Origin of the sequence: Nitrogeniibacter mangrovi, assembly GCF_010983895.1 — a bacterium.
Classification (GTDB): Bacteria; Pseudomonadota; Gammaproteobacteria; order Burkholderiales; family Rhodocyclaceae; genus Nitrogeniibacter; species Nitrogeniibacter mangrovi.
In genome coordinates, this window is sequence record NZ_CP048836.1 from 2,802,973 (window position 1) to 2,828,835 (window position 25,863).

General features: G+C 66.7%; 27 protein-coding genes. 13 read left to right on the forward strand and 14 right to left on the reverse strand.

Annotated features, from left to right (window positions below; translation table 11 throughout):
- Nucleotides 1–22 precede the first annotated feature (22 nt).
- Nucleotides 23–928 (forward strand): LysR family transcriptional regulator, encoded by a 906-nt coding sequence (locus G3580_RS13015; RefSeq protein ID WP_173766155.1) that lies wholly within the window; start codon nucleotides 23–25, stop codon nucleotides 926–928.
- A 6-nt stretch (nucleotides 929–934) separates the two neighbouring features.
- Here the strand turns inward: G3580_RS13015 and G3580_RS13020 are convergent, their stop codons facing one another.
- Together G3580_RS13020 and G3580_RS13025 are read right to left on the reverse strand one after the other, a co-directional pair.
- Nucleotides 935–1,828 carry a DMT family transporter gene (locus tag G3580_RS13020; RefSeq protein ID WP_173766157.1) on the reverse strand — a complete coding sequence of 298 codons (894 nt, stop codon included), beginning with the start codon at nucleotides 1,826–1,828 and terminating at the stop codon, nucleotides 935–937.
- The gene (locus G3580_RS13025) at nucleotides 1,825–2,469 is read right to left on the reverse strand and encodes a nitroreductase family protein (RefSeq protein ID WP_173766159.1); all 645 of its coding nucleotides are present in this window, start codon (nucleotides 2,467–2,469) and stop codon (nucleotides 1,825–1,827) included. The genes G3580_RS13020 and G3580_RS13025 overlap by 4 nt, the downstream gene beginning before the upstream one ends.
- 252 nt (nucleotides 2,470–2,721) lie before the next feature.
- On the opposite strand from G3580_RS13025, the gene G3580_RS13030 reads away from it, so the two are divergent.
- Entirely contained in the window at nucleotides 2,722–3,771 is a 1,050-nt protein-coding gene (locus tag G3580_RS13030) for a methyl-accepting chemotaxis protein (protein WP_173766161.1), read from the forward strand.
- Nucleotides 3,772–3,787: 16 nt separating this feature from the next.
- On the opposite strand, the gene G3580_RS13035 is transcribed toward G3580_RS13030, so the two are convergent.
- Together G3580_RS13035 and G3580_RS13040 are read right to left on the reverse strand one after the other, a co-directional pair.
- Entirely contained in the window at nucleotides 3,788–4,369 is a 582-nt protein-coding gene (locus tag G3580_RS13035) for a hypothetical protein (protein ID WP_173766163.1), read from the reverse strand.
- Entirely contained in the window at nucleotides 4,366–4,815 is a 450-nt protein-coding gene (locus tag G3580_RS13040; RefSeq protein WP_173766164.1) for a CopD family protein, read from the reverse strand. Before G3580_RS13040 ends, G3580_RS13035 begins: the two co-directional genes overlap by 4 nt.
- A gap of 139 nt (nucleotides 4,816–4,954) precedes the next feature.
- On the opposite strand from G3580_RS13040, the gene G3580_RS13045 reads away from it, so the two are divergent.
- Nucleotides 4,955–5,335, forward strand: coding sequence for a hypothetical protein (locus G3580_RS13045; protein WP_173766166.1), 381 nt, complete (start codon nucleotides 4,955–4,957; stop codon nucleotides 5,333–5,335).
- 12 nt (nucleotides 5,336–5,347) lie between these two features.
- On the opposite strand, the gene G3580_RS13050 is transcribed toward G3580_RS13045, so the two are convergent.
- On the reverse strand, nucleotides 5,348–5,773 hold the full coding sequence (locus G3580_RS13050) for a GFA family protein (protein ID WP_217424493.1): 426 nt from the start codon (nucleotides 5,771–5,773) through the stop codon (nucleotides 5,348–5,350).
- A gap of 319 nt (nucleotides 5,774–6,092) precedes the next feature.
- On the opposite strand from G3580_RS13050, the gene G3580_RS13055 reads away from it, so the two are divergent.
- Nucleotides 6,093–6,371 (forward strand): hypothetical protein, encoded by a 279-nt coding sequence (locus tag G3580_RS13055; RefSeq protein WP_173766168.1) that lies wholly within the window; start codon nucleotides 6,093–6,095, stop codon nucleotides 6,369–6,371.
- A 101-nt stretch (nucleotides 6,372–6,472) separates the two neighbouring features.
- On the opposite strand, the gene G3580_RS13060 is transcribed toward G3580_RS13055, so the two are convergent.
- Both G3580_RS13060 and pepN read right to left on the reverse strand, forming a co-directional pair.
- Nucleotides 6,473–8,668 (reverse strand): OsmC domain/YcaO domain-containing protein, encoded by a 2,196-nt coding sequence (locus tag G3580_RS13060; RefSeq protein ID WP_173766170.1) that lies wholly within the window; start codon nucleotides 8,666–8,668, stop codon nucleotides 6,473–6,475.
- Between the two features lie 281 nt (nucleotides 8,669–8,949).
- Complete coding sequence (gene pepN, locus G3580_RS13065; RefSeq protein ID WP_173766172.1) at nucleotides 8,950–11,592, reverse strand: aminopeptidase N; 2,643 nt, start codon at nucleotides 11,590–11,592, stop codon at nucleotides 8,950–8,952.
- A 242-nt stretch (nucleotides 11,593–11,834) separates the two neighbouring features.
- Here pepN and G3580_RS13070 point away from each other — a divergent pair, with 242 nt between their 5' ends.
- The 3 genes from G3580_RS13070 to G3580_RS13080 all read left to right on the forward strand — a co-directional run bounded on the left by G3580_RS13070 (nucleotide 11,835) and on the right by G3580_RS13080 (nucleotide 14,292).
- Nucleotides 11,835–12,260 carry a rubrerythrin family protein gene (locus tag G3580_RS13070; protein WP_173766174.1) on the forward strand — a complete coding sequence of 142 codons (426 nt, stop codon included), beginning with the start codon at nucleotides 11,835–11,837 and terminating at the stop codon, nucleotides 12,258–12,260.
- 88 nt (nucleotides 12,261–12,348) lie between these two features.
- Nucleotides 12,349–13,695: a heterodisulfide reductase-related iron-sulfur binding cluster gene (locus tag G3580_RS13075; protein WP_173766176.1), complete on the forward strand. Its 1,347-nt coding sequence runs from the start codon at nucleotides 12,349–12,351 to the stop codon at nucleotides 13,693–13,695.
- Nucleotides 13,696–13,707: 12 nt separating this feature from the next.
- On the forward strand, nucleotides 13,708–14,292 hold the full coding sequence (locus G3580_RS13080) for a DUF3501 family protein (RefSeq protein WP_173766178.1): 585 nt from the start codon (nucleotides 13,708–13,710) through the stop codon (nucleotides 14,290–14,292).
- A gap of 75 nt (nucleotides 14,293–14,367) precedes the next feature.
- Here G3580_RS13080 and G3580_RS13085 read toward each other — a convergent pair whose 3' ends face one another.
- Entirely contained in the window at nucleotides 14,368–15,948 is a 1,581-nt protein-coding gene (locus tag G3580_RS13085) for a TRAP transporter large permease (protein WP_217424494.1), read from the reverse strand.
- Entirely contained in the window at nucleotides 15,945–16,517 is a 573-nt protein-coding gene (locus G3580_RS13090) for a TRAP transporter small permease subunit (protein WP_173766180.1), read from the reverse strand. Before G3580_RS13090 ends, G3580_RS13085 begins: the two co-directional genes overlap by 4 nt.
- Nucleotides 16,518–16,669: 152 nt before the next feature.
- Between G3580_RS13090 and G3580_RS13095 the strand changes: the two genes are divergently transcribed.
- The 4 genes from G3580_RS13095 (at nucleotide 16,670) to ribD (ending at nucleotide 20,283) form a co-directional block, all read left to right on the forward strand.
- Entirely contained in the window at nucleotides 16,670–17,311 is a 642-nt protein-coding gene (locus tag G3580_RS13095) for a histidine phosphatase family protein (RefSeq protein ID WP_173766182.1), read from the forward strand.
- A 75-nt stretch (nucleotides 17,312–17,386) separates the two neighbouring features.
- The gene (gene glyA, locus G3580_RS13100) at nucleotides 17,387–18,637 is read left to right on the forward strand and encodes a serine hydroxymethyltransferase (RefSeq protein WP_173766184.1); all 1,251 of its coding nucleotides are present in this window, start codon (nucleotides 17,387–17,389) and stop codon (nucleotides 18,635–18,637) included.
- 51 nt (nucleotides 18,638–18,688) lie between these two features.
- A complete protein-coding gene (nrdR, locus tag G3580_RS13105) occupies nucleotides 18,689–19,165 on the forward strand; it encodes a transcriptional regulator NrdR (protein ID WP_173766186.1) in 477 nt (158 codons plus the stop codon).
- A gap of 44 nt (nucleotides 19,166–19,209) precedes the next feature.
- Nucleotides 19,210–20,283, forward strand: coding sequence for a bifunctional diaminohydroxyphosphoribosylaminopyrimidine deaminase/5-amino-6-(5-phosphoribosylamino)uracil reductase RibD (gene ribD, locus G3580_RS13110; protein ID WP_173768808.1), 1,074 nt, complete (start codon nucleotides 19,210–19,212; stop codon nucleotides 20,281–20,283).
- Nucleotides 20,284–20,295: 12 nt separating this feature from the next.
- Here the strand turns inward: ribD and G3580_RS13115 are convergent, their stop codons facing one another.
- From G3580_RS13115 to gpmA, 5 genes are read right to left on the reverse strand one after another with little or no spacing between them, the layout of a single operon-like run.
- Nucleotides 20,296–21,045, reverse strand: a complete 750-nt coding sequence (locus G3580_RS13115) for a HesA/MoeB/ThiF family protein (RefSeq protein WP_173766188.1) — start codon at nucleotides 21,043–21,045, stop codon at nucleotides 20,296–20,298.
- 15 nt (nucleotides 21,046–21,060) lie between these two features.
- Nucleotides 21,061–21,513, reverse strand: a complete 453-nt coding sequence (locus G3580_RS13120) for a hypothetical protein (RefSeq protein ID WP_173766190.1) — start codon at nucleotides 21,511–21,513, stop codon at nucleotides 21,061–21,063.
- A gap of 22 nt (nucleotides 21,514–21,535) precedes the next feature.
- Entirely contained in the window at nucleotides 21,536–22,936 is a 1,401-nt protein-coding gene (locus tag G3580_RS13125) for a S41 family peptidase (RefSeq protein WP_173766192.1), read from the reverse strand.
- 41 nt (nucleotides 22,937–22,977) lie between these two features.
- A complete protein-coding gene (locus tag G3580_RS13130) occupies nucleotides 22,978–24,180 on the reverse strand; it encodes a murein hydrolase activator EnvC family protein (protein WP_173766194.1) in 1,203 nt (400 codons plus the stop codon).
- A gap of 35 nt (nucleotides 24,181–24,215) precedes the next feature.
- Complete coding sequence (gene gpmA / locus G3580_RS13135) at nucleotides 24,216–24,965, reverse strand: 2,3-diphosphoglycerate-dependent phosphoglycerate mutase (RefSeq protein ID WP_173766196.1); 750 nt, start codon at nucleotides 24,963–24,965, stop codon at nucleotides 24,216–24,218.
- Between the two features lie 139 nt (nucleotides 24,966–25,104).
- Between gpmA and G3580_RS13140 the strand changes: the two genes are divergently transcribed.
- On the forward strand, nucleotides 25,105–25,416 hold the full coding sequence (locus G3580_RS13140; protein WP_173768809.1) for an ArsR/SmtB family transcription factor: 312 nt from the start codon (nucleotides 25,105–25,107) through the stop codon (nucleotides 25,414–25,416).
- 26 nt (nucleotides 25,417–25,442) lie between these two features.
- Nucleotides 25,443–25,862 (forward strand): rhodanese-like domain-containing protein, encoded by a 420-nt coding sequence (locus G3580_RS13145; protein WP_173766198.1) that lies wholly within the window; start codon nucleotides 25,443–25,445, stop codon nucleotides 25,860–25,862.
- Nucleotide 25,863 lies beyond the last annotated feature (1 nt).

The window sequence follows — 25,863 nt, forward strand, 5'->3', positions numbered from 1 at the left end:
CATAGAACCCAATGGAGCCCCCATGGACGCCCTCAACGACATCGCCGTGTTCGTCCAGGTGGTCAATAGCGGCAGCTTCACCGCCGCCGCCGACAAGCTCGGCATCTCCAAGTCGGTGGTGAGCAAGTACGTGACCCGGCTCGAAGACCGGCTCGGCGCCCGCCTGCTCAGCCGCACCACCCGGCGCCTGAGCCTCACCGAGGTCGGACGCGCGTTCTTCGAGCGCAGCCGGCGCGGTCTGCAGGAGATCGAGGACGCGGAGGCGGAGGTGTCGCGCCTGCAGGGCGAGCCGCGCGGCGAGCTGCGCATCAACAGCCCCATGTCCTTCGGCATTCTGCACATCGCGCCGCACCTGCCTGCGTTCCAGGCCCGTTACCCCGAACTGACCGTGGACATGGAGCTCGACGACCGTCGGGTGGACCTGGTCGACGCAGGCTTCGATGTGGCCATCCGCGTCGGCGAGTTGCCCGACTCGTCGCTGGTGGCGCGCCGCCTCAGCCCCTGCCGACACGTGGTATGCGGCACGCCCGAGCACTTCGCCCGCCACGGTGTGCCACGGACGCCGGAAGAGCTGGCCGGTCATCCGGCCCTGGTGTTCCGCTACCACGCCTCGCCGGACGAATGGCGCTTCGTCGCCCCGGACGGCAGCTACCGCAAGGTGGCGCTCGCGCGATCCATGCGCATGAACAACAGCCTCGCCCTGCGCGAGGCCGCCCTCGCCGGCGCCGGGGTGACGCTGGTCCCGACCTTCGTGGTCGGCGCCGACTTGCGCGCCAGGCGGCTCCAGGCCGTGCTGACCGAGTACACCGCGCGCGAGGTGTCGATCTACGCGGTCTATCCGCAGCGCAAGCATCTCTCGCCCAAGATCCGCGCCTTCGTCGACTTCATGGCCGGGCAGATCCAGGACCCGCCCCACTGGGACCGCTGAGGGCGGTCAGGCGCGCCGCGGCACCGCATGTGCCCGCCGCTGGGCCAGCACGGTCAGGCCGATGCCGGCGACGATGATGCCGGCGCCGATCCAGGTCGGCGGCGCATAGCGCTCGCCCAGGAACACCGTGGCGGCGATCATCCCCACCGCTGCGGCCACGTAGCCGATCTGGCTGAGCAGCACCGGCCCGCCCCGCTGCTGCAGGCGGAAGAAGACCGGAAAGGTCAGCCCCGCCACCGCCATCTGCACCAGCGCCACGCCTCCGACCGGCGCCAGCTCGGCCACCGGCACGCCGCCGCGCGTCGTCAGCAGCAGCCCGACAAAGACCAGGCTGGCGAACGCATGCCCCCAGAAGGCGAGCACGTTCGCGGGGGTGTCCGCCGGCCAGTCGATGGTGCGATAGACGTTCCCCGCCGCCAGCGCGACCGGAATCAGCAGGGCCGCCAGCAGCCAGCCCAGCCCCGGCCCCGCCGGATCGGCGCCGCGCGTGAGGCTCACCACCACCGCCCCGGCCAGGCCCACCACAATCCCCGCCAGGCCCAGCCCGCCCGGGGGCCTGAGCCGGCACAGGGCCGCGAACAGCACCGTGAACACCGGTGAGAGCGCGAACATCAGCCCGGTATAACCGGCCCCGGCATGCGCGATGACCGTCAGCAGCAGCAGGTTGGGGCCGACGAAGGAGATGAGCGCCGAGATCACGGTGTAACGCATCACCCGCGGCGACGGCCAGCGCAACTGCCCGCGCCACAGCAGGAAAGGCAGCAGAGCCGAGGCGGCGCCGAAGGAGATGGTCAGCGCCCACAGCACCGGCGACACCCCCGCCTGCCCGGCCAGCTTGCCGAGGGGAAAGTTCAGGCCGATCAGGGTGCCCGTCAGCAGCAGCAACATCGACGGCGTCATGACGAGGCCCCCGAATCCGGCGCACCGAAACGACCGGCAAAGGCGATCTGCTCGAGCGGCAGGCGGCCGCTGGGCACCTCGCGCGCGCGCAGTTCGGGCGACAGCATGCGCGGCGACGCGGGCCGGCCGATGGCAATGGCGATCTCGACCTGGTAGTGGGCAGGCACCTCGAGCGCAGCGCGCACCGCCGCCACGTCGATGCCGGCCATGGCATGGGCCTGATAGCCCAGGGCCGTCGCCTGCAGCGCCAGCTGGGCCCAGGCCGCCCCGGCATCGAAGCGATGGGTCGACGACGGCTGGCGGGGACCGTCGTCACGGGCCGGCATCAGGCGGTCGGACACCAGGAACACCAGCGCCGAGGCATGCCGCGCCCAGGCCGCGTTGAACGGGTCGAGCAGACCGAGCCAGCGCGCCCAACAGCCGTCCTCGCGCCGGGCGTGGATGAAACGCCAGGGCTGGATGTTGTAGGCAGATGGTGCCCAGCGCGCCGCTTCGAGGAGGATGTGCAGGTCGGACGCCGGCAGGGACGAGGCGTCGAACGCGCGCGGTGACCAGCGCCGGAGGAAGATGGACGCCACCGGGTGCGCCGCCTCTCGCGATGGGTGCCGGTGATCGGGGTGTCTCGGTTCGGGGGCGTTCATGAGCATGCTCCTTGTCGGATCGGAATGCGGAACCGGGGGCGACAAATCCCACGGCATGATGCGCAGCCTAACGTGACACGGAGAAAACATAATCATGCAAAGAAGAACATGACTGTTCATGATTATTAATCAATCAACCCGACTTCAACGGAACCCCACAAGGGTCGCCGGCGCCCTTCCGATGCGTTCAAGTCGTGACGTCGAACGCCGTAGACACAAGGCATCAAGACTGTCAGCACAGGGAAGGGAACCATGTCCGCCAATCCGCTTCGCCGCGAAGATCATCCGACCAACAAGGATGAGCGCATCGCGGAACTGGAAGAAGAACTCGTCGAAGCTCGCCACATGATCAAGATGTACCAGGCGGTCGGCAAATGCCTGGCCGAGTTCAGCGTCTCGTTCGCCGAGTCCCAGGCGAGCATGGCCGCCATGGCCCAGATGATGCAGGACGAGCGCAGCAGCGCCCGCGACGCCGCCCGCGTGTCGGGCGACACCCGCTCCACGGTCGAGGAAATGTCGGCCCGGCTCAAGTCGCTGGCCGAGGACTCCCACGACGCGGTGGCCGAGGTCGACGAGCTGCACGGCCAGAGCAAGAAGATCAACGAGATGACCGAGCTGATCGGTCAGATCGCTGCGCAGACGCATCTGCTGTCGATGAACGCCGCCGTCGAGGCGGCCCGCGCCGGCGAACAGGGGCGGGGCTTCGCCGTGGTGGCCAAGGAGGTCCAGTCCCTGTCGGCGCAGACCGACAAGGCCACCAAGGAGATCGTCCCCCTGGTGCGCAGCATCCAGGCCGCCTCGTCCAACGTCAAGTCGCGCATGGACGCCCTGTCCGACCAGTCGATGAATTTCAGTCTCAGCGGTTCGCACATGGCCGAGCAGATGAGCCAGGCGCTCGATCTGACCAATCGCATGGAGTCGAGCATCGCCAGCTCGGCCCTGCGCACCTTCGTCGAGCTCGCCAAGCTCGACCACCTGATCTACAAGTTCGAGATCTACAAGGTGTTTTTCGGCCTGTCCGACAAGGGCGCCGACGACCTCGCCCATCACACCGCCTGCCGTCTGGGCAAGTGGTACTACGAGGGCGAAGGCCGCAAGCAGTATGCTCAGCTGCCGGGTTATCGCGAAATCGAAGCCCCTCACCTCGACGTCCATGCCAGCGGCAAGGAAGCCCTGGCCCTGCTGGAGGAAGGCGACGTCCGCGGCGCCATCCGGGCCGTCTCCGCCATGGAAAAGGCCAGTATCAAGGTGGTGAAGGGGCTCGAGCGCATGGCCGTGAGCGGCGCGCGCAAGGGGCTCTGAGCCCCCGCCCCGGCACTCACATCGACAAGGCCTCGAGCCGCGCCAGCACCTCCTTCGGGCGCGGCAGCACCTGGATATAGACCGCCACCGGGACGCGCCCATCGGCGGTCACGTCGGCCTTGAGCGGCGTCCCGAGGAAGAACTCGTCGATCTGCTCGGCGCGCGCCACCACGTCGCAGGCCACGCAGGGGCTCGCCCCCTCGTCGGTCATTACCCGCGCCAGGCGCAGGCCCGACACATGGGCCCAGGGCAGGAACAGCCACCGCGACACCGCCGGTCGCCCGAGTGTCGACGATGTCAGGCTGGGCAGGTACAAGCCCCGCCGGTCGGCCTGCAGGAAAGGCTTGGTCGCGTACTGCGCCCAGCCACGCGGATGCAGACCCATGAGCAGAAAGGCCGGCACCAGCACCCCGACCAACACCTGCGCCCACACCGGCATGGTGTGCCAATGCCCGGCCGCCACCCATGCGGTGAGCACCGCGAACCCCACCGACACGATCCGCAGGATGGCCACGAACCATCCCGGCGACAGCGCCCGGTAGCCCCGGCCATCGGGCATCGGCAGCGCGTCGAGCACCACGTTGGCGGGTGCGCTCATCGCGCCGAGGCCGCCGACGCGATCACCAGCACCGACAGCACCAGATTGAAGGCCACGAGCTGGCGAATGCGGTTGAGCCGGGCCGCCGCCGCCGGCCACTCGCCCGCGTCGGTATGCCTCGCCAACGCCGGATAGACCACGCCGTAGATGTAGGCGAACACGCCGGTCATCACCAGCCCCAGCGTCATCATCGCCAGCCAGCCGTGCGGCGCGTTCGCGAGCCCCCCGGCGGGGAACATCGAAAACCCGCTCCCCAGCAGAAACACCAGCGCCACCGCGACGATGCGAAAGAAGCGCCGGAAGGTGGCCACCCACAGCCCCAGCCGCTGGGGCGGCTCGAGCACCTGGGCGGCAGCGGGCCGCAGGCAGGCATAGGCGAAGAACATGCCACCGACCCAGACGATGGCGGCGCACAGATGCGCGAAGAGAAGCACGGCGTGAGGCATGACGATCCTTGATCGGATGTGGGGTGTGTGGGCAAAGCCTTCACTGCGGCGTACGATCCGTCAAGCCCGGCGACGCCGCCGCGCCGGGAACGATGCCGGAATATCGGGTCAACACAGACAGATCCATGGAGACACGACCATGCGCCATCCGCCCCGCATCCGATTCGCCCTGAACGCCCTCGCCGCCACGGCACTGCTCGCGGCCGCCGTGCACGCCGCGGCGGCCGGCCGGCTGCGCATCATGCAGCCGGCCGAGGGCGAGACCATCCACGACAACAACGGCACCGTGACCGTCCGCGTCGCCGGCGGCGACCGGGCGGCCGGCTACCGCGCCGACATCGACGGCGCCGCCGCCGGCCCGGTGTCGCTGACGCCGGTCTTCGTCCTCACCGATATCGATCGGGGCGAACACCGGCTCACCGTCACCGCGGTCGATGGTGACGGCCAGGCGGTGGAGACATCGCCGCCGGTCACCTTCAACATGTGGCGCGCGTCGAGGCTGTTTCCCAACCGGCAGTGACCCTCGCCCCGGCTACGGGTCGCCGGCAAACAGCGCAAACACCTCGGCACCGGTCAGCGTCCCGGTGTCGTTGGCGAAGGCGTAATAGGCCGGCTTCTCGTCGATGAACACCTGGTTGTCGAAGTGCAGCGCCGCTGCGGTATCGAACAGCCCGACCGGCACGAAGTAGGCGTTGTTCTGTTTGAGGCGATAGAACAGATGCGTGCCGCAGGTGGTGCAGAAGCCCCGCTCCGCCCACGCGGACGACGTGTAGATGCCGATGTGATCCTGGCCGGAAAACACCACCTGGTCACCACAATTGACCACCATCAGCGGCCCGCCACCCCATCGGCGGCACATGCCGCAGTGGCAGGCGCCCACGCCGGTGGGCATGGCCTGGGCGGTCACGGTGACGGCACCGCAGAGGCAACGGCCTTGAGCTTCGACGGTCTCGGACACGGGATTCCCCTCCTTTTCCTGAAAACATCCGGGGCGTGCCTGTGTTGTAGCCCGGCTGGAGCGAAGCGCAATCCGGGAATCAGCGTGGCCCGGCGGCGCCCGTCAAGGCACCACCCGGCGACGCGCGCCCGCCACCGAAGGTCAAATTGTGACCAGTCATGTATGCAGGAAACCCGCCGCGGGCCAACCAGTCAGACCAGTACGGCGTCGGGAACGCCCACCACCGATCGGCGCGCCGACGCCCCTGTTCAACCGTTCAGGGCCACGCCGGCCATGACACACTCCCGCGCGGCGTGACCCGCCAATCCGGAGATTCGTCATGAAACGCCAACTTCTGCTCGCCGGCGCCTGCGCTGCCCTGCTCACCGCCGCCCCCGCCTTCGCGCGGATCGCCGATACCGGCGCCAGCTTCACCCATGAAGACCACAGCCTGGATCTCGCCCTGCAGATGACCCGGGACAGCCAGAGCTTCGGCCGTGCCGCCAACGCCATCGGCCACGCCAACTCGGGCCAATCGTTCACCCGCTACGACGCGCGCATGCATCACGATCTGGCGATCCGCGTGGCCTATGCGAAGGCCGAGCCGAACGGGTTCTGAGGATCACGGTTCTCGCCCGTGGGCGCAGTTGCATCGGCTGATGGCGCAAGCCCACCCGCGGCAGGGCCGTTCTTGAGGGCGATAGTCGGGCTTCGCTTCGCTCAGCCCAACCCGCGCGCCTCGGAACACGCCCTGGCGTGATGCAGCTTCCTGTAGCTCTCGATGAGCCGCAAGTGCCTGTCCAGCCCCTCGAGCTTCATGCTGGTCGGCGTCAGCCCGTAAAACGTCACGTCCCCGCGCACCGAACCCACCACCGCGTCCATCACCGCATCGCCAAACATCCGGCGCAGGTTGGCCTGATAGTCCTCCAGGTCGAGATCGTCATCGAGAACGATCTCGAGCACGGCGTGCATCGCCTGATGGAACAGCCGACGCTCCACGGAGGCATTGTTGAAGTTCAGGAAGTCCTCCACCAGGTCACGGGCGTCCTCGAAACGGCCCAGCGCCAGATGGATCAGGGCCTTGAGTTCGCCGATCGTCAGCTGCCCCCAGACGGTGTTTTCGTCGAACTCGACGCCGATCAGGGTGCGGATATCGGTGAAGTTGTCTTCTTCGCTGTCCTCCAGGCGCTCGACCAGGCTCGCCAACTGGGCGTCATCGAGCGCGTGGATGTTGAGGATGTCCGAGCGGAAGGCCAGCGCCTTGTTGGTGTTGTCCCAGATCAGGTCCTCGACCGGGTACACCTCGGAGTAGCCGGGCACGAGAATGCGGCAGGCCGATGCCCCGAAGTGCTCGAAAGTGGCCATATACACCTCTTTGCCGAGCGACTCCAGGATCGCCATCAGCCGCTCGCACTCCTCCACATTGCTGCCGGAGAAGTCCCAATCGCAGAACGCGTGGTCATGCCGGGCGCTGAAGAAGCGCCAGGAGATGACCCCGGTGGAATCGATGAAGTGCTCGACGAAGTTGTTCGGCTCGGTCACCGCCATGCTGTTGAAGGTCGGCAGGGGCACGTCGTTGAGCCCCTCGAAGCTTCGACCCTGCAACAACTCGGTCAGGCTGCGTTCGAGCGCCACTTCGAAGTTCGGATGCGCGCCGAAGGACGCGAACACGCCCCCGGTCCTCGGGTTCATCAGGGTGACGCACATGACCGGAAAGCGCCCGCCCAGCGAGGCATCCTTCACCAGCACCGGAAAACCCTGCGCCTCCAGCCCCTGAATGCCTTCGACGATCCGCGGATAGCGGGCCAGCACCTCGGCAGGCACGTCGGGCAGCGCCATCTCCTGCTCGATGATCTGCCGTTTCACCGCACGCTCGAAGATCTCGGACAGGCACTGCACCTTGGCCTCGGCCAGGGTGTTGCCGGCACTCATCCCGTTGCTGAGGAACAGGTTTTCGAGCAGGTTGGAGGGAAAATAGACGGTCTCCCCGTCCGACTGGCGCACATAGGGAATGGCGCAGATGCCGCGCTCGACGTTGCCCGAGTTGGTATCGATCAGGTGGCTGCCCCTGAGCGCCCCATCCGGGTCGTAGATCGCCAGGCAGTGATCGTCCAGGAGCCCTTCGGGCACCCGGTCGTCGGCCGTCAGTCGGAACCACTTCTCGTTCGGGTAATGCACGAATTCGGCGTTGGCGATGTCCTCGCCGAAATACTGGTCGTTGTAGAAGAAGTTGCAGCTCAGCCGCTCGATGAACTCGCCCAGGGCCGAGCACAGCGCACTTTCCTTGGTCGCCCCCTTGCCGTTGGTGAAGCACAGCGGCGAGGCCGCGTCGCGAATATGCAGCGACCAGACATTGGGCACGATGTTGCGCCAGGACGAAATCTCGATCTTCATGCCCAGCGCTTCGAGCATGGCGGTCATGTTGGCGATGGTCTCTTCCAGCGGCAGATCCTTGCCTTCGATCATGGTGCGGGTGTGCTGATCGGCAACCCCCACCGCCATCAGCGAGGCATCCTCGTCCAGATCGTCCACCACCTCGATCCGGAACTCGGGGCCTTCCTGCACCACCTTCTTGACGGTGCAGCGTTCGATCGAGCGGAGAATCCCCGTGCGATCCCGCTCGGAGAGCGTGTCCGGCAACTCCACCTGAATCTGGAAGACCTGCTTGTAGCGGTTCTCGGGATCGACGATGTTGTTCTGCGACAGGCGGATGCCCTCGGTGGGAATGTCCCGCGACAGGCAGTAGACCCGCACGAAATAGGCCGCACACAGGGCCGACGAGGCGAGGAAATAATCGAACGGGCTCGGCGCGGAGCCGTCACCCTTGTAGCGGATGGGCTGATCCGTGGTGACGGTGAAGTCGTCGAACTTGGCTTCGAGTCGGAGTTTTTCGAGAAAATTGACTTTGATTTCCACTTCAATGCTCTTTCAGGCGTTTCGCCTACAGACAATCTACGTTCGCGACCGCTACGTCGGTTGGGCCGACGCGGGAAGCCCGACACTCCGGGTGTGCGAATGGGACGACAGCGGTTGAGCTCGCCGTTGATCCGCCCGACGGACCGCGCGATGCACATGTCGTAGGGCGGAAAAGCGCTGCGCTTTTCCGCCACTTGTGAGCACTCAACGGGCAGTTCGGCGGAAGGCGCTTCGCTTTTCCGCCCTACGGTGTCAGTCAGCCGCCAACGATCCGGATTCAGTCACCCCAACGCCTTCTCCAGCACCTCCCGCACATCCGGGCTCAATGCCTCTTCCTTCAGCAAGCCCTCGATCTGCTCGCGCGCCAGTTGCTGCAGCTCGGGCGTGTACCGCCGCCAGTTCTCCAGCATGCGCGCCATGCGGGCGCCAACCTGCGGATTGCGGGCGTTGAGCTCGCGGATGCGGTCGGCCCAGAAGCGGTAGCCGGCGCCGTCGGGGCGATGGAATTCGGCCGGATTGTTGCGGAAGAAGCTGCCGAACAGGCTGTAGATCTTGTTGGGGTTGCCGAGGCTGAAGGCCGGGTGCTGCGTGAGCGCCTCGATCCGTTCCAGGGTGGCGGGCTGCTCGGGGCTCCAGCGCCAGGCGGCGGCCTGGACCGCGAACCACTTGTCCATCACCAGGGCGTCGCCGCCGAAGGTCTGCTCGAAGGCGGTGAGCGCCAGTTGCGCGGCCTCGACGGCCGGGCTCTGCACCAGGGCCATGAGGGCACCGAAACGCTCGCTCATGTTCTTCGCATTGGCAGCGCGCAGTTCGGCCAGCCCGACCCCTTGATGGTCGTTGGCGGCGCACAGATAGCGCAGCCCCAGGTTGCGCAGCGCGCGACTGCCGGCGTCGCCCGGGTGATAGCGGTACTCGCCCGGCACCGCGAGGGCTTCGTCGTGACCCAGCCAGTCGTCGGCCAGGGCGCGCCCGAGGGTCTGGGTCATGATGATCATGGCGCGGCGCAGGGCCGCCGGATCGGCCACGTCCATCTGCTCGAGCAGGTAGGCCTCGGAGGGCAGCGTGAGCGCCACGGTGCGGAACGCCGGGTCGAGGGCGATGTTGTTGAGCACGGTGTCGAAGGCGGCGATGAAGGCGCGCGGCACCTCGGGGGCGTCGCTGGCGGCCATGGCCAGCAGGGTGCGGGTCATGTAGCGCTGGGCGGCGTCCCAGCGGTTGAACGGATCGGCGTCGTGGGCCATGCGGAAGGCGAGCTGCGCGTCGCTTTCGTTGATCGCCATGACCACCGGGGCGGAGAAGCCGCGCAGCAGCGAGGGCACCGAACCGGGGCGGAGGCCTTCGAACACGAACTGCTGCTGGCGCTCGGTGAGCTGCAGCACCCGGGTGGTGGCGCCCGCTTCGGCCTCGCCCTGCAGGCGCAGGGGGATGTCGTCGCCGACGGCGTTGATGAAACCGACGGCCACCGGGATCTGCAGGGGCTCGTCGTCCTTGTCGGGGCGGGATTGGGTGAGCGTCAGCGTGCAGGTCTCCGCCTCGCCGTCGAAGGCCACGTCGGCGTGCACGGTGGGGGTGCCGCGCTGGCTGTACCAGCGCATGAACTGGTCCAGGTCCACGCCATTGGCTTCCGACATGGCCTCGACGAAGTCGTCGCAGGTCACGGCCTGGCCGTCGTGGTAGCTGAAGTACAGGTCCATGCCGTTGCGGAAACCCTCGGGGCCGAGGATGGTGTGCAGCATGCGGATGACTTCGGCGCCCTTCTCGTACACGGTGGCGGTGTAGAAGTTGTCGATGGCCTGGTAGGCGTCCGGGCGGATCGGGTGCGCCATGGGGCCGGCGTCTTCGGGGAACTGGGCGGTGCGCAGCACGCGCACGTCCTCGATGCGCTTGACCGCGCGGGCGGTTTCGCCACCGGCGCGGGCCAGCATGTCGGCGGAGAACTGCTGGTCGCGGAAGACCGTGAGCCCTTCCTTCAGGGTGAGCTGGAACCAGTCGCGACAGGTGACCCGGTTGCCGGTCCAGTTGTGGAAGTATTCATGCGCCACCACGCTCTCGATGTGCTCGTAGTCCACGTCGGTGGCAGTCTCGGGCTTGGCGAGCACGTACTTGGCGTTGAAGATGTTGAGGCCCTTGTTCTCCATGGCGCCCATGTTGAAGTCGCCCACGGCGACGATCATGTAGCGATCCAGGTCGAGCTCCAGACCGAAGGTTTCCTCGTCCCAGCGCAGGGCGTTGACCAGCGAATCCATGGCGTGGTCGGCGCGGTCGAGATTGCCCGCTTCCACATACACCTGCAGCAGCACCTCGCGGCCGGAGACGGTCGTCACCTTGCGGTCGAGCACCACCAGGTCGGCGGCCACCAGGGCGAACAGGTAGGACGGCTTGGGGAACGGGTCTTCCCATTTGGCGTAATGACGCCCCGCCTCCAGCTCCCCCTGCTCGACCAGGTTGCCGTTGGACAGCAGCACCGGATAGTCGCGCCGGTCGGCCTCGAGGGTGACGGTGAAGCGGGTCATCACGTCCGGCCGGTCGGGGAAGCAGGTAATGCGCCGGAAGCCCTCCGCCTCGCACTGGGTGAACAGGCCGCCAGCCGACTGGTAGAGCCCGGACAGCTCGGTGTTGGCGGACGGATTGACCCGGGTGACCACGACCACCTCGACCGCATCCTCGCCGTCGAGGTCGATCTCGATGCGGCCGTCCTCGTCGCGCATCGCCTTCGGCGGCGCGCCGTTGACGGTGAGATCCTCGCGCATGAGGCCTTCGTGCAGCAGCACCAGCGGCCCGTCGCCCTGGCGTGTGCACTGCATGGTGTTGCGCACGATGCTCGCTTCGGCATCGAGGGAGAAGTACAGCTCGACGGTATCGACCGTCCAGGCCAGGGGGCGGTAGTCGGCACGGTGGATGGTGGGGGCGTGTTCGGTTCTCATGGCGTTGGGCGACCCGGGCGGGCCGGTTTTCTGTGGCTCTAAAGGGTTCAGTGTAGCGCGCTCCGCGCCGGGATGATGGCCGGGCGCCACGCTCATAGCAGCAACCTATGCACCCCATTGGAGAATCCAATTTCCCACGCTATCGGCATGGTCTAACTTGAAACTACCCTCCGGATTCGGAGTGGGCGCTGCTGTGCCCGACCACGCCGGAACGGTTCGACTGACACACACAGGAGACAACCATGCAACTGAAGGGAAGCAAGACCGAAGACAACCTGAAGGCCGCCTTCGCGGGCGAATCGCAGGCCAATCGACGCTACCTGTATTTCGCCAGCAAGGCCGACGTGGAAGGCTACAACGACGTGGCGGCGGTGTTCCGCTCCACGGCGGAGGGCGAAACCGGTCATGCCCATGGTCACCTGGAGTATCTGGAAGCCTGTGGCGACCCGGCCACCGGCCTGCCCTTCGGCAAGACCGAGGCCAACCTGGCCACGGCCATCGCCGGCGAGACGCACGAGTACACCGACATGTACCCGGGCATGGCCAAGGAGGCGCGCGACGAGGGCTTTGAGGAAATCGCCGACTGGTTCGAAACCCTCGCCAAGGCCGAGCGCAGCCATGCCAACAAGTTCCAGCGCACGCTGGATGAGGTGAAGGCAAGCGCCTGAACGCCGCTTTCCCGACGCGGCCGCCTGCCGACCGGCGGGCGGCTTGCCGACATCGATTCAAAGCCAGAACAAGTCACCGGGGACAATCATGCCGGCCACGACCATTCGGGAAGGGAGCCTCGAGGCGCCCACCCGTCATCCGCTCGACTGGAAGAACGCCGAATTCTGGGACGAAGCCGCCCTCCACAAGGAGATGGAACGCGTCTTCGACATCTGCCACGGCTGCCGCCGCTGCGTGAGCCTGTGCGGCGCGTTTCCGACCCTGTTCGACCTGGTGGACGACGGCCCCACCGGCGAAGTCGACGGTGTGCCCAAGGCCAGCTACACGGCGGTCGTCGACCAATGCTACCTGTGCGACATGTGCTACATGTCGAAATGCCCCTACGTGCCGCCGCACGAGTGGAACGTGGATTTTCCGCACCTGATGCTGCGCGCCAAGGCGGTGGAACGGAAGAAGCATGGCGCAAAGCTGCGCGACACCGTGCTCTCCTCCACCGACAAGACCGGCCTGTTCGCCGGCATCCCGGTGGTGACGCAGGCGGTCAATGCGGTCAATCGCACCGCCCCGATGCGCAAGGTGCTCGAGTCCGCCCTGGGGGTGGACGCCAAGGCGTGGCTGCCGGAATTCGCCACGCGCAAGTTTCGCAGCGCGGCCGGCGCGCCCGCCGCGAGCGAAGTCAAGGACGGCGAGCGCACGCCCGGCAAGGTGGCCCTGTTCGCCACCTGCTTCATCAACTACAACGAGCCGGGCATCGGCCACGACCTGGTGGCCATCCTCGACCACAACGCCATCCCCTGGGTGCTGGTCGACAAGGAAGCCTGTTGCGGCATGCCCAAGCTGGAACAGGGCGACCTGGACGGTGTCGAAGCCCTCAAGAACGTCAACATCCCGCAGCTGGTGCGGCTCGCCCGCCAGGGCTACGCGATCCTCACCGGCGTGCCTTCCTGTACGCTGATGTTCAAGCAGGAGCTGCCGCTGATGTTCCCGGAGGACGCCGAGGTGCAGATCGTCCGTGACGCCATGTGGGACCCGTTCGAATACCTGGTGGCACGCCACAAGGACCGCCTGCTCAAGACCGATTTCGCCACCGCGCTGGGCAAGGTGGCCTATCACGTGCCCTGCCACACCCGGGTGCAGGCCATCGGCCACAAGACCGAGGAGTTGTTCAAACTGATCCCGGACTGCGAGGTGGAGACCACCGAGCGTTGCTCGGGCCATGCCGGCACCTTCGGCGTGAAGAAGGAATTCCACGCCATGGCCATGAAGATCGGCCGCCCGGTGTTCCGCAAGATGGCGGAATTCGAACCCGACTACATCAGTTCCGACTGCCCGCTGGGCGGCCATCACATCGCCCAGGGCATCGAGCAGAACCAGCACAAGAGCCCGACGCTGGCGCATCCCATCACCCTGGTGCGCCGTGCCTACGGCATCTGACGGAGACATGACATGACCCATCTGACGCGAGAGAGCCTGTGGTCGCTGGAGGACTACGCGCAACACCGTCCGGCCTTCCGCACCCGCGCCATCGCCCACAAACGTCTGCGAACGGTCCACATCGGCCCCAACGTGACCCTGCTGTTCGAGGACGAAACCACCATCCGCTACCAGATCCAGGAGATGCTGCGCGTCGAGCGCACCTTCGAGGCGGCCGGTATCCAGGACGAGCTGGACGCCTACAATCCGCTCATCCCCGATGGCGGCAACCTCAAGGCCACCATGCTCATCGAGTATCCGGACGAAACCGAGCGCAAGCTGCGCCTGCAGATGCTCAAGGGCGTCGAGCGCCGCACCTGGGTGCGCGTGGACGGGCATGACAAGGTGTACGCCGTGGCCGACGAGGACCTGGCGCGGGAAAACGAGGTCAAGACCTCATCGGTGCATTTCCTGCGGTTCGAACTGACCGAGGCGATGCGCCGCGACCTGAAGGCCGGCAACGCGCTCGCCGTGGGCGTCGACCACCCCGAATACACCCATGTGGTCGGAGAAGTGGCGCCCGAGACACAGGCTTCGCTGGCGGCCGACCTGAACTGAGACCGGCCGCGCGAGAAGCCCGCAAAGAAAAGGCGCCCCGCGAGGCGCCTTTTCCACGTCACGGCACGATGGCCCTCACTTGGCCGACTTCGCCGCGTCCCGCAACGCATCCATCAGCGCCGCGTTGGCATCGTCGCCCTCGCTGGAGGACGAATTGCCGTCCGCCGGCGGGCTGTCGCCGCCCTTGTCGGATGGCGCGTCGAGCCCGGGGAAGGCCGGCGGCGCGCCGTACTCGTCGCCGGTCTGGATGTTGAGCTGGATGGAATCGAGATCCACCTCCACCTTCTTGTCCTCGTTGGAGGTCACCAACCCCGGGAACACGAAGATCAGCGCCAGCGCGACCACCTGGATGGCGATGAACGGAATCACGCCCCGGTAGATCTGCATGGTGCGGACCCCCTCGATGCGCTTGCCGGTCAGCGGGTCCTGGTAGGCGGCGGCCGGCGCCACGCTGCGCAGGTAGAACAGCGCGAAGCCGAACGGCGGCGTCAGGAAGGAGGTCTGCATGTTCATGCCGACCAGCACCAGGAACCAGACCATGTCGATGCCCATCTTCTGCGCCACCGGGCCCACCAGCGGCAGCAGGATGAAGGCGATCTCGAAGAAGTCGATGAAGAAGCCGAGGATGAACACCAGGGCGCTGACCACCAGCAGGAAGCCGATCTGGCCACCCGGCACCAGACTGAACAGATGCTCCACCCACAGGTCGCCATTGACCGCGCGGAAGGTGAGCGCGAACACGGTCGAGCCGATGAGGATGAACATCACGAAGGTGGCCAGATTGGCGGTGGTCTCCAGCGCGCTCTTGACCACGCCGAAACTCAGCCGCCGACGCAGCCCGGCCAGGGCCAGGGCGCCGACCGCGCCCATGGCGCCGCCTTCGGTGGGCGTGGCCAGACCGATGAAGATGGTCCCCAGCACCAGGAAGATGAGCACCACCGGCGGCACCATCGCCACCAGCAGACGCTTGCCCAGGGCCGCACCGCGCAGCGTGCGCGCCTCGGCCGGCAGCGCCGGCACCGCGTCGGGTCTGACGATGGAGAGCACGAAGATGTAGATGATCAGCATCACCACCAGCATGGCCGACGGGATCATCGCGCCGGCGTAGGCGTCGCCCACCGACACCTGCAGCACGTCGGCCAGCACGATCAGCACCAGCGAGGGCGGAATGATCTGTGCCAGGGTGCCGGACGAGCAGATGACCCCGGCCGAGACTTCCCGCGAGAAGCCGTAGCGCATCATCACCGGCAGCGAGATGAGGCCCATGGAGATCACCGAAGCGGCCACCACGCCGGTGGTCGCCGCCAGCAGCGCACCGACCAGCACCACCGCATAGGCGATGCCGCCCCGGATCGGGCCGAACAGCTGTCCCGCCGATTCGAGCAGATCCTCGGCCATGCCCGAGCGCTCGAGGATGATGCCCATGAAGGTGAAGAACGGGATCGCCAGCAGGGTGTCGTTGGCCATGATGCCCAGCACCCGCTCGGGCAGCGCCTGCAGCAAGGCCGGCGTCAGCAGCCCCAGTTCGATGCCGAGGAAGCCGAAGAAGAGGCCGTTGGCGGCCAGGGCGAAGGCGACGGGAAAGCCGCTGAGCAGGAAGATGATCAGCGAGCCGAACATGAGCGGTGCCATGTTCGCGATGAGGAATTCGGTCACTGGGCACCCCCTTCCTCATGCGGGATATCGACCCCGTGATCCGCCGGTTTCTCGAGCGGATCGGGCCCTCGTCCCATCAGGAAGGCCACCCGCTTGATGAGTTCCGAGAACGCCTGCAGCGCCAGCAGCGCGAAGCCGACCGGAATGAGCAGGCGCACCGGCCAGCGGATCAGGCCGCCGGCATTGCTCGACTGCTCCATCTCCTGGTAGCTCTCCACGAAACCGTGCCAGGACATGGCCGAAATCATCACCGCCACCGGAATGAGGAATACCAGGATGCCGATCACATCGACCCAGTTGCGGGCCTTGGCCGAGATCCGGTTGGAGATCAGGTCGATGCGCACATGCTGATTCTTCATCAGCGTGTAGCCCGACCCGAGGATGAACACCGCCGAATAGAGGTACCACTGCACCTCGAGCATGGCGTTCGAACTGAGACTGAAACCGTAGCGGCTGATCGCATTGCCGGCGCTGATGAGTACCGCGCCGAGCAGCAGCCAGATCAGGTTTCGTCCCACGTGTTCGGTGATCCAGTCGATCACCGCGGACAGTTTCAGAAAAACGGACACCCGCCGTCCCCTCCTTCACGCATTAGAATGGGTGCCGACCGCCGCGTGCTGGCCTGCCGACCCTGTCGAATGCTGCGATTATCCCGACACTGGGGCCGCGCCGGCATCAGGGGAAACGCGTAAACCCCGCCCGAACCCATCCATGGAGCCTCATGACCGATACCGTTAGATTCTGCGTCGTGCGCCATGGCGAGACCGGCTGGAACGCCGAACACCGCCTGCAGGGCCACACCGACATCCCGCTCAACGACACCGGCCACGCACAGGCGCGCGCCACCGCCGCCCTGCTCGCCCGCCAGCGCTTCGACGCCGCCTACACCAGCGACCTGCGCCGCGCCGCCGACACCGCCCGCGCCATCTGTGGCGAGCAGTTGGCCGCCGAAGCCCGCCAGGCACTGCGCGAACGGCACTACGGCGCCTTTCAGGGTCTGACGCACGCCGAAGCACGGGCGCGCCACCCCGAAGCGTTCCGGCACTTCGAGGCGCGCACGCCGGATGCGCCCTTTCCCGGCAACGGCGAGCGCCTGACCGACTTCGCCGAGCGCATCCGCACCGCCTTCGAGGACATCGCCCGCGCGCATCCGGGCCAGACCGTGCTGGTAGTCGCCCACGGCGGCGTGCTCGACATCCTCCATCGCCTCGCCAGCGGCCGCCCGCTCGACGCGCCCCGGGACTTTCGCATCCCCAACGCGGCCCTCAACTGGCTGCGCCGCGACGCCCACGGCTGGCACATCGACCGCTGGGCCGACGAAGGCCATCTGGGCGCCACGCGCGACGAGCTGCCAAACGCGTAAGCGCCGGATAACACTGGCGTTCTCCCGGGCACCGCATGATAGAATCCGCTTTTGAACCGCAACCGACCCAAGCACATGTTCTCCAAGCAAAGCACGCTCGCCAACACCGACCCGGAACTGTGGAACGCCATCGTCGCTGAAAACAAGCGCCAGGAAGACCACATCGAACTGATCGCGTCCGAAAACTACGTCAGCTACCCGGTCATGGAAGCCCAGGGCTCCCAGCTGACCAACAAGTACGCGGAAGGCTATCCGGGCAAGCGTTACTACGGCGGTTGCGAATATGTGGACGTGGCCGAACAGCTGGCCATCGACCGTGCCAAGGCCCTGTTCGGCGCCGAAGCGGCCAACGTGCAGCCCAACTCCGGCTCCCAGGCCAACCAGGCCGTGCTGATGGCTTTCCTCAAGCCGGGCGACACCATCATGGGCCTGAGCCTGGCCGAAGGCGGTCACCTCACCCACGGCATGCCGCTCAACATGAGCGGCAAGTGGTTCAACGTGGTCTCCTACGGCCTCGACGCGAACGAAGCCATCGACTACGACGCGATGGAGCGTCTCGCCCACGAGCATAAGCCCAAGCTCATCATCGCCGGCGCCTCCGCCTACTCGCTGCGTATCAACTTCGAGCGTTTCGCGCGGGTCGCCAAGGCCGTCGGTGCCATCTTCATGGTCGACATGGCCCACTACGCCGGCCTCATCGCCGCCGGTTTCTATCCGAACCCGGTGCCCCATGCCGACGTGGTCACCACCACCACCCACAAGACCCTGCGCGGCCCGCGCGGCGGCCTCATCCTGATGAAGGAAGCGCACACCAAGGCGATCAACTCCGCCATCTTCCCGGGGCTGCAGGGCGGTCCGCTGATGCATGTCATCGCCGCCAAGGCCGCCGCCTTCAAGGAAGCCATGAGCCCGGGGTTCAAGAACTACCAGGAACAGGTCATCGCCAACGCGCGCGTCATGGCCCGGGTGCTGGGCGAGGAGCGCGGCCTGCGCATCGTTTCCGGCGGCACCGAGAGCCACGTGTTCCTCGTCGACCTGCGCAACAAGAAGATCACCGGCAAGGTCGCCGAAGCGGCGCTCGGCATGGCCCATATCACGGTCAACAAGAACAGTATTCCCAACGATCCGGAAAAACCGTTTGTCACCTCCGGCATCCGCCTCGGCTCGCCGGCCATGACCACCCGCGGTTTCACCGAGATCGAAGCGGAGAAGATTGCCCATCTGGTGGCCGATGTGCTTGACGCGCCGGACGACACCGACAACCTCGAGCGCGTGCGCAAGCAGGTGGCCGAGCTGTGCGCCAAGTACCCGGTCTACGGCGACTGATTCTGACTCCGGCGGGCGGCCACGCCCGCCGCCCCCCGACGGCACGCGCTGATGAAATGTCCGTTTTGTGGTGATCCTTCGACACAGGTCACGGATACCCGTGAAAACGAGGACGGCGATATCGTTCGCCGTCGTCGTCGCTGCGTCAAATGCGACAAGCGCTTCACGACCTACGAGCGCATCGACCTCAAGATGCCGCACATCGTCAAGCGCAACGGCACGCGGGTCGAATTCGACCGCAACAAGCTGGGCGCCAGCATGACCCTGGCCCTGCGCAAGCGCCCCGTCGCCCTGGAGGACATCGAGGCCGCCGCCGCGCGCATCGAGGGCAAACTGCTGGCCATGGGCGAGCGCGAGATTCCCTCCGAGACAGTGGGCGAACTGGTGATGCGCGAACTGAAGAAGCTCGACAAGGTGGCCTACGTGCGCTACGCCTCGGTCTATCGCAACTTCGAGGACGTGCACAACTTTTCCGAGGCCATTCGCGAGGTCTCGCGCGGCCGCGGCCGCCCCAGCAAATCCAGCTGAGGCCCGCCGTGGCCCAGCGCTTCACCGCCATCGATCACCTGCACATGGCCCGCGCGCTGCGCCTGGCTGAGCAGGGCCTGACCACCACCACCCCCAATCCGCGTGTCGGCTGCGTCATCGCCCATGGCGACACCCTGGTCGGCGAAGGCTGGCATGAACGCGCCGGCCAGGCCCACGCCGAAGTCATTGCCCTGCGCCAGGCCGGCATCCAGGCCCGTGGCGCGACGGCCTACGTCACCCTCGAGCCGTGCTCTCATCATGGCCGCACGCCGCCATGCGCCGATGCGCTGATCGCGGCCGGCATCGGCCGCGTCGTCGCCGCCATGCGCGACCCGAATCCCGATGTGGCTGGCGAGGGCCTGCAACGACTCGCCGAGGCCGGCATCGAGATCGCCGAAGGCCTCATGAGCGCCGAGGCCGAAGCCCTCAACACCGGCTTCATCTCGCGCATGACCCGCGGCCGCCCCTGGGTGCGCCTGAAGGTGGCGACCACCCTGGACGGCAAGACCGCGCTGAACAACGGCGTCAGCCAGTGGATCACCGGCCCCGCCGCCCGCGCCGACGGCCACGCCTGGCGCGCCCGCGCCTGCGCGGTGCTGACGGGCTATGGCACGATCCGTGAAGACGACCCCCAGCTGACCGTGCGGGATGCCCCGTGCTCACGCCAGCCGCTGAAAGTCGTGGTCGATGCGCGCCTCGAAACGCCTTTGGACGCCCGCCTCCTCGACGGACTGCCGGTGCTGATCGCCGCCGCCGTCGGTAATCCCGAGCGGATCGCCGCGCTTCGGGCGCGCAACGCTGAGGTGGTGATCCTGCCGAACGCCGCCGGCAAGGTGGATCTCGAGGCCCTGTTCACCGAACTGGCCCGGCGAGGCATCAACGAGGTGCATGTGGAGGCCGGATTCAAGCTCAACGGCTCCCTGCTGCGCGAAGGCTGTGTGGACGAGCTGTTGATCTACCAGGCCCCGATGCTGGTGGGCGATGCGGCCCAAGGGGCGTTCAATCTGGCCGAGATGAGCTCACTGGCGCACGCCCGCCGCCTGGACATCTTCGACGTCCGCCAGGTGGGCGCCGACCTGCGCCTGCGCGCCCGCTTCCGCCCCGATCAGGGCCGGTAGCGCCGGTTCCGGTCAGCGCTTAGCGCACACCGGGCAGGATGGATCCTTGGCGAGGCTGATGCTGCGCCACTCCATGTTCAGCCCATCGAGCAGCAACACCCGCCCGGCCAGGGAAGTGCCGATGCCGGCGATCAGCTTGAGCGCCTCGGCGGCCTGACAGGCGCCGATGATGCCGGTGATGGGGGCGAACACGCCCATCACGGCGCAACGCACCGTTTCCACATCCTCGGCCTCCGGAAACAGGCAGTGGTAGCACGGACTGTCCGCGTCGCGCATGTCGAACACGTAGAGCTGGCCGTCGAAACGGATCGCCGCCCCGGACACCAGCGGTTTGCGATGGCGGACACAGGCACGATTGACCGCATGCCGGGTGTCGAAGTTGTCGCAACAGTCGAGCACCACGTCGGCAGCGGCCACCTGCGCATCGAGCGCCTCGCCGGCCAGGCGCTCGGCCAGCGGAATGACCGTCACCTCCGGATTGAGCCGCGCCAGGGTCGCCTGCCCCGACAGCACCTTCGGTTGGCCGACGCTTTGCGCGGTGTGCAGGATCTGGCGCTGGAGATTGGTCAGGTCCACCTCGTCGTCGTCGGCCAGGGCGATGGTGCCCACCCCCGCCGAGGCGAGATACATGGCCGCGGGCGAACCCAGCCCGCCGGCGCCGACCACGAGCATGCGTGCGTCCACGAAGGCCTGCTGGCCCTCGACGCCGATTTCAGGCAGGAGGATGTGACGGCTGTAGCGAAGCAGTTGATCGTCGTTCATATGCCGGAACGACGATCACTTGTAGTCACGCAACTCGATGGGCGTGTCGTCGTGATCGCCGTGGGGATGCTGATCGTAGACATTGATATAGACCTCGTTGGACTGCTTGATGAGCCGTTCCGGCGAGGCGATGTTGTGGCGCTGGGTTTCCTCGGTGAAATACACCAGCGCCCGCACGAGTTTCACGTAGAGCGAGTTGTCCAGGTGGAATCCGGCGTCGCGAAGCGCGTTCTCGAGCAATTCGAGCGAGTAGTCGATTACCGAGTATTCCACCTCGAGCGTGAGATCGCGCAGCGTCGACGGACGCACCTTGAGCCCCTTGAGGCGCTGAAGGGCGGTCAGCGCCTTGTCGGTCTGGCCCGGCGGCAGGGGCCGGAAGCGGATCTCCCGCTGCTTGACCAGCCCGGTCGCCGCCACGCGGGCGTCGTGGTGCCTGCCCGCCAGCTTGTAGGCCGTCTCCCGGCGCATGAATCCCCCTATACGATCACGGTTATTTCGTGACTGTATTCTGGACGATCGGCTCGCCTTTGAGAAGCTTCAATGCTTCCTGGAACTGGAAGTCCTCCGCACTGGCCGGCTCGATGCGCTTGGGCGGCTCGTCCTTCTTCACATCGCCTTCGGGGGCCGGGGCCTCGATCGTCGGTTTGTCGCTCTCGTGCGGCTTTTCCGCATCCGGGTCGCGGTCGTTGGTCAGGTGACCGACCAGATCGGCTTCACGCACCCGGTGACCAACGGCCTTGTCCCGCGGATCCTCGACGACGATGTCCGGCTCGATCCCCTTGGCCTGGATGGAACGACCGCTGGGCGTGTAGTAGCGCGCCGTGGTCAGCTTGATCGCGGTGGTCTCGGAGAGGGGCAGAATGGTCTGCACCGAGCCCTTGCCGAAGGTCTGGGTACCGAGCACCTTGGCGCGATGATGGTCCTGCAGCGCGCCGGCCACGATCTCGGAGGCCGAGGCCGACCCGCCGTTGACCAGCACCACCATGGGCACATCCTTGATGCCCACCGGCAGTTTCTTCAGGAAGTCGTCCCGATCCCCGCGCAGATAGTCGTCCGGCACCGCGCGGAATTCCCGCTTGGCGTCCTCGACGCGCCCGTTGGTGGACACCACCAGCGCATCGGGCGGCAGGAACGCGGCCGACACGCCGACGGCGCCATTGAGCAGGCCGCCCGGGTCGTTGCGCAGGTCGAGCACCAGCCCCTTGAGCGGGCCCTTGTCGTACAGGCGGTCGAGATGCGTCACCAGATCACGCGCCGTGCTCTCCTGGAACTGGGTCACGCGCACATAGCCATAACCCGGCTCGGCGAGTTTCGACTTGACGCTCTGCACGCTGATCACGTCGCGCACGATGGTGACCGTCACCGGCCGGTCTTCGCCCTTGCGGGCGATGGTGAGCACGATCTTGGTGCCCGGCTTGCCGCGCATGTGCTTGACCGCCTCGGCCAGCGACATGCCCTTGACCGGGGTGTCGTCGAGCTTGACGATCAGGTCGCCGGCCTTGACGCCGGCGCGGTAGGCCGGGGTGTCCTCGATCGGCGAGATGACCTTGACGAAGCCGTCTTCCATGCCCACTTCGATGCCGAGCCCGCCGAACTTGCCCTCGGTACTGACCTGCAGGTCCTTGAAGGCATCTGCATCCAGATAGGCCGAGTGCGGATCGAGGCCGGTGACCATCCCGCTGATGGCCTCGGTGATGAGGGTCTTGTCATCGACCGGCTCGACATAGCTTTGCTTGATGGCGTTGAACACGCTGGCCAGCGCCCGGATTTCGGGTACCGGCAGAGGGGCCAGTTCCGCCTTGTCGGCGTTGGCCGGAAAATTCAGGCTGATCAGGATGCCGGCACACAAGCCGGTGAGGACGAGTCCTGCCTGTTGCAGTTTGCTACGCATCGTTTCTCCAAGTCGGCATCCCGGACCCGGTTTGCCTCACATCAATCCCGATTGATCCAATCCATCGGATCGACCGGGCGTCCTTTATGACGGATCTCGAAGTATAAACCCGATTCCGGGTTTCCCCCGCTGTCGCCGACGGAGGCGATGATGTCCCCGGCGAGCACGCGCTCACCTGTAGACTTGAACAGCGCCTCATTGTTTCCGTACACGGTCAAATAATCGTCACCGTGGTCCACGATCACCAGGTTGCCGAAGCCGCGCAGCCAGTCGGAATACACCACCACGCCATCGGCCACGGCGCGCACGTCCTCGCCGGCTCGGCTACGGATGAACACCCCTTTCCAAGTGGCGCCGCCGGCCGCCCGATCCGTACCGAAGCGGCCGACGAAGGTCCCTTCGACGGGAGCACGAAGCGCGCCGCGCAGTTGCGCGAACGGCCGGCCGCGCACCGAGGCGTCAGCCGCATGACCGGTCGAGCCGCCTTCCGGTTCGGCCGCCCGCTCCCGAGGTACCGGCGGTCTCGGCGCGGGGGCCGTCTCCAGGCGCTTGATCAGCGCGATGAGCCGGGTCTCGTCCTTCTTGAGTTCGCCAATCTCGGCACGCTGGGCCGCCAGCGTGGCCGACAGGTCCGCCAGGATCTTGGCCCGCCGGGTCCGTTCCCGCTTGAGTTCCGCGGCCTGGGTCGTCTGTTCGCGCTCGAGCGAAGCGAGCTTCGTCTGGCGCTCCTTGATCGTCGACGCCTGGGCGGCGAAGGCCGCTTCGGCCTCGCGCAGCCGGCCGACGATGGCCTGCTTTTCGCGACCGATGCGCTCCAGGTAGTAGGCGTCGCGGGCGAGTTGGTTGGGATCGCGGGCACTGAGCAGGTGGCCGACGCCGGCCTCGCCGCCATGCTCGTAATAGCGACGCAGCCACTCGCCCAGGGCGGCGCGCCCTTCGTCGATGCGCTGCCGGGTCTGTACCTGCTGCGCCTGAACGGCATCGAGCGCCTTGCGGACCTGCTGCTGCTCGCGGCGCAGCGTCCGCAACTTGCGCAGCACGCGGGAGACCGCCTGCTCCGCCGACTTGAGCGCCTTGTCGGCCTCAGCGCGGGTCTTTTCCGTATCCTGCGCTGCCGCCTGGGCATCCTGCAGGCGCGAGCGCACCTCGCCCAGGTCGGCGCGCGACCGAGCGGCCCTGTCCTGCGCGAGGAGCGGGGCCCCGGACGCGGCGCCGGCCAGCAGAATCGCCAGCACCAGCGCCACGCGGATCCGGTGCCGCACGGCCGGAGGCACCGGGATCAGGCCTTGGCCTTGCCCTGGCCGGCCACCGCCGCCTCGGCCGCCTTGATGGTGTCCTCGTCGGCGAGGTAATAGTGCTTGATCGGCTGGCAGTTCTCGTCCAGCTCATAGACTAGCGGTTGGGCGGTCGGGATGTTGAGGCCGACGATGTCGGCGTCACTCACGCCGTCCAGATACTTGATGAGCGCGCGGATGCTGTTGCCATGCGCGGCGATCAGGATCCGGTCGCCGGCGAGGATGCGCGGCACGATCACGGTTTCCCAGTAGGGCACGACACGCGCCACGGTGTCCTTGAGGCATTCGGTGCGCGGGAAGCGGTCGGCGGGCAGCGCGGCATAGCGCGGATCGTCGGGGGTGAGACGCTCGTCGCCATCGTCCAGCGCCGGAGGCGGCGTGTCGTAGGAACGACGCCAGATGAGCACCTGCTCGTCGCCGTACTTGGCCGCGGTCTCGGCCTTGTTGAGCCCCTGCAGAGCGCCATAGTGACGCTCGTTCAGGCGCCAGGAATGCTCGACCGGCAGCCACAGCGCGTCGAGCTTCTCGAGGACGATGTTCAGCGTCTTGTTGGCGCGCTTGAGGACCGAGGTGAAGGCGACGTCGAATGCATAGCCTTCCTCGCGCAGCAATTCGCCCGCGGCGACCGCCTCCTGGTTTCCTTTCTCGGTCAGATCCACATCGGTCCAGCCGGTGAAACGGTTTTCCTTGTTCCAGGTGGATTCGCCGTGGCGAAGCAATACGATCTTGTACATGGGGGACTTCAACTCACTAAGGTGGGAAACTCGACGTATCCGGACACGGCGCGCCGGCAGCGCCGCGGCGGCAAAAGGTGGTATTTTATCGTATTCATCCAACTTCCATCGATCCTGGATCGTGAACAGTCATCCCGTCATGGATCTGGTCGGCAAGACCGAGCAGATCGAAACTGCCGCCCGCGCCCTCAAGGCCATCTCGCACCCGCTTCGTCTGTCGATCCTCTGCGTCGTCGGGGACGGCGAGGTCTGTGTCCAGGACATCGTCGATGCGGTCGGCACCTCGCAGAGCAACATTTCCCAACATCTGGCAATCTTGCGCGACAAGGGGGTCCTGCTGACCCGCAAAGACGCCAACCGGGTCTATTACCGGGTCGGCGACCAGCGCACGCTGCAGCTCATTGCGCTGATGCGCGAAGTGTTCTGCGACGATAAGATCCTCAAGACCTGACACCCCACCCAGCGAAGGAATCATTCGTGGAGTTCTTGCAGCAAAACTGGTACTGGGCGGCACTGGCCGCCGTGAGCGGCGCGTTCCTGCTCTTCGACGCCATCCGCCAGCGTGGCGACTCGTCCAGCCTGTCGCCGGTCCAGGCGACCCTCAAGATCAATCGGGAAGACGCCCTCGTCATTGACGTGCGCGAGCAGTCCGAGTACGCCCAGGGCCACATCCCCAACGCCAAGCACATTCCCCTCGGCGCCATCGAACAGCGTGCCGGCGAACTGGAGTCCTACCGCGAGCGGCCGGTCATCCTGTGCTGCGCCTCCGGTGCGCGCTCGTCCGGTGCCGCTGCCACGCTGCGCAAGCTCGGATTCCAGCACGTGTTCAACCTGCAGGGCGGCCTGTCGGGCTGGCAGAGCGCCGGCCAGCCGGTCAGCCGCAAGCGGAAGAAGTGAC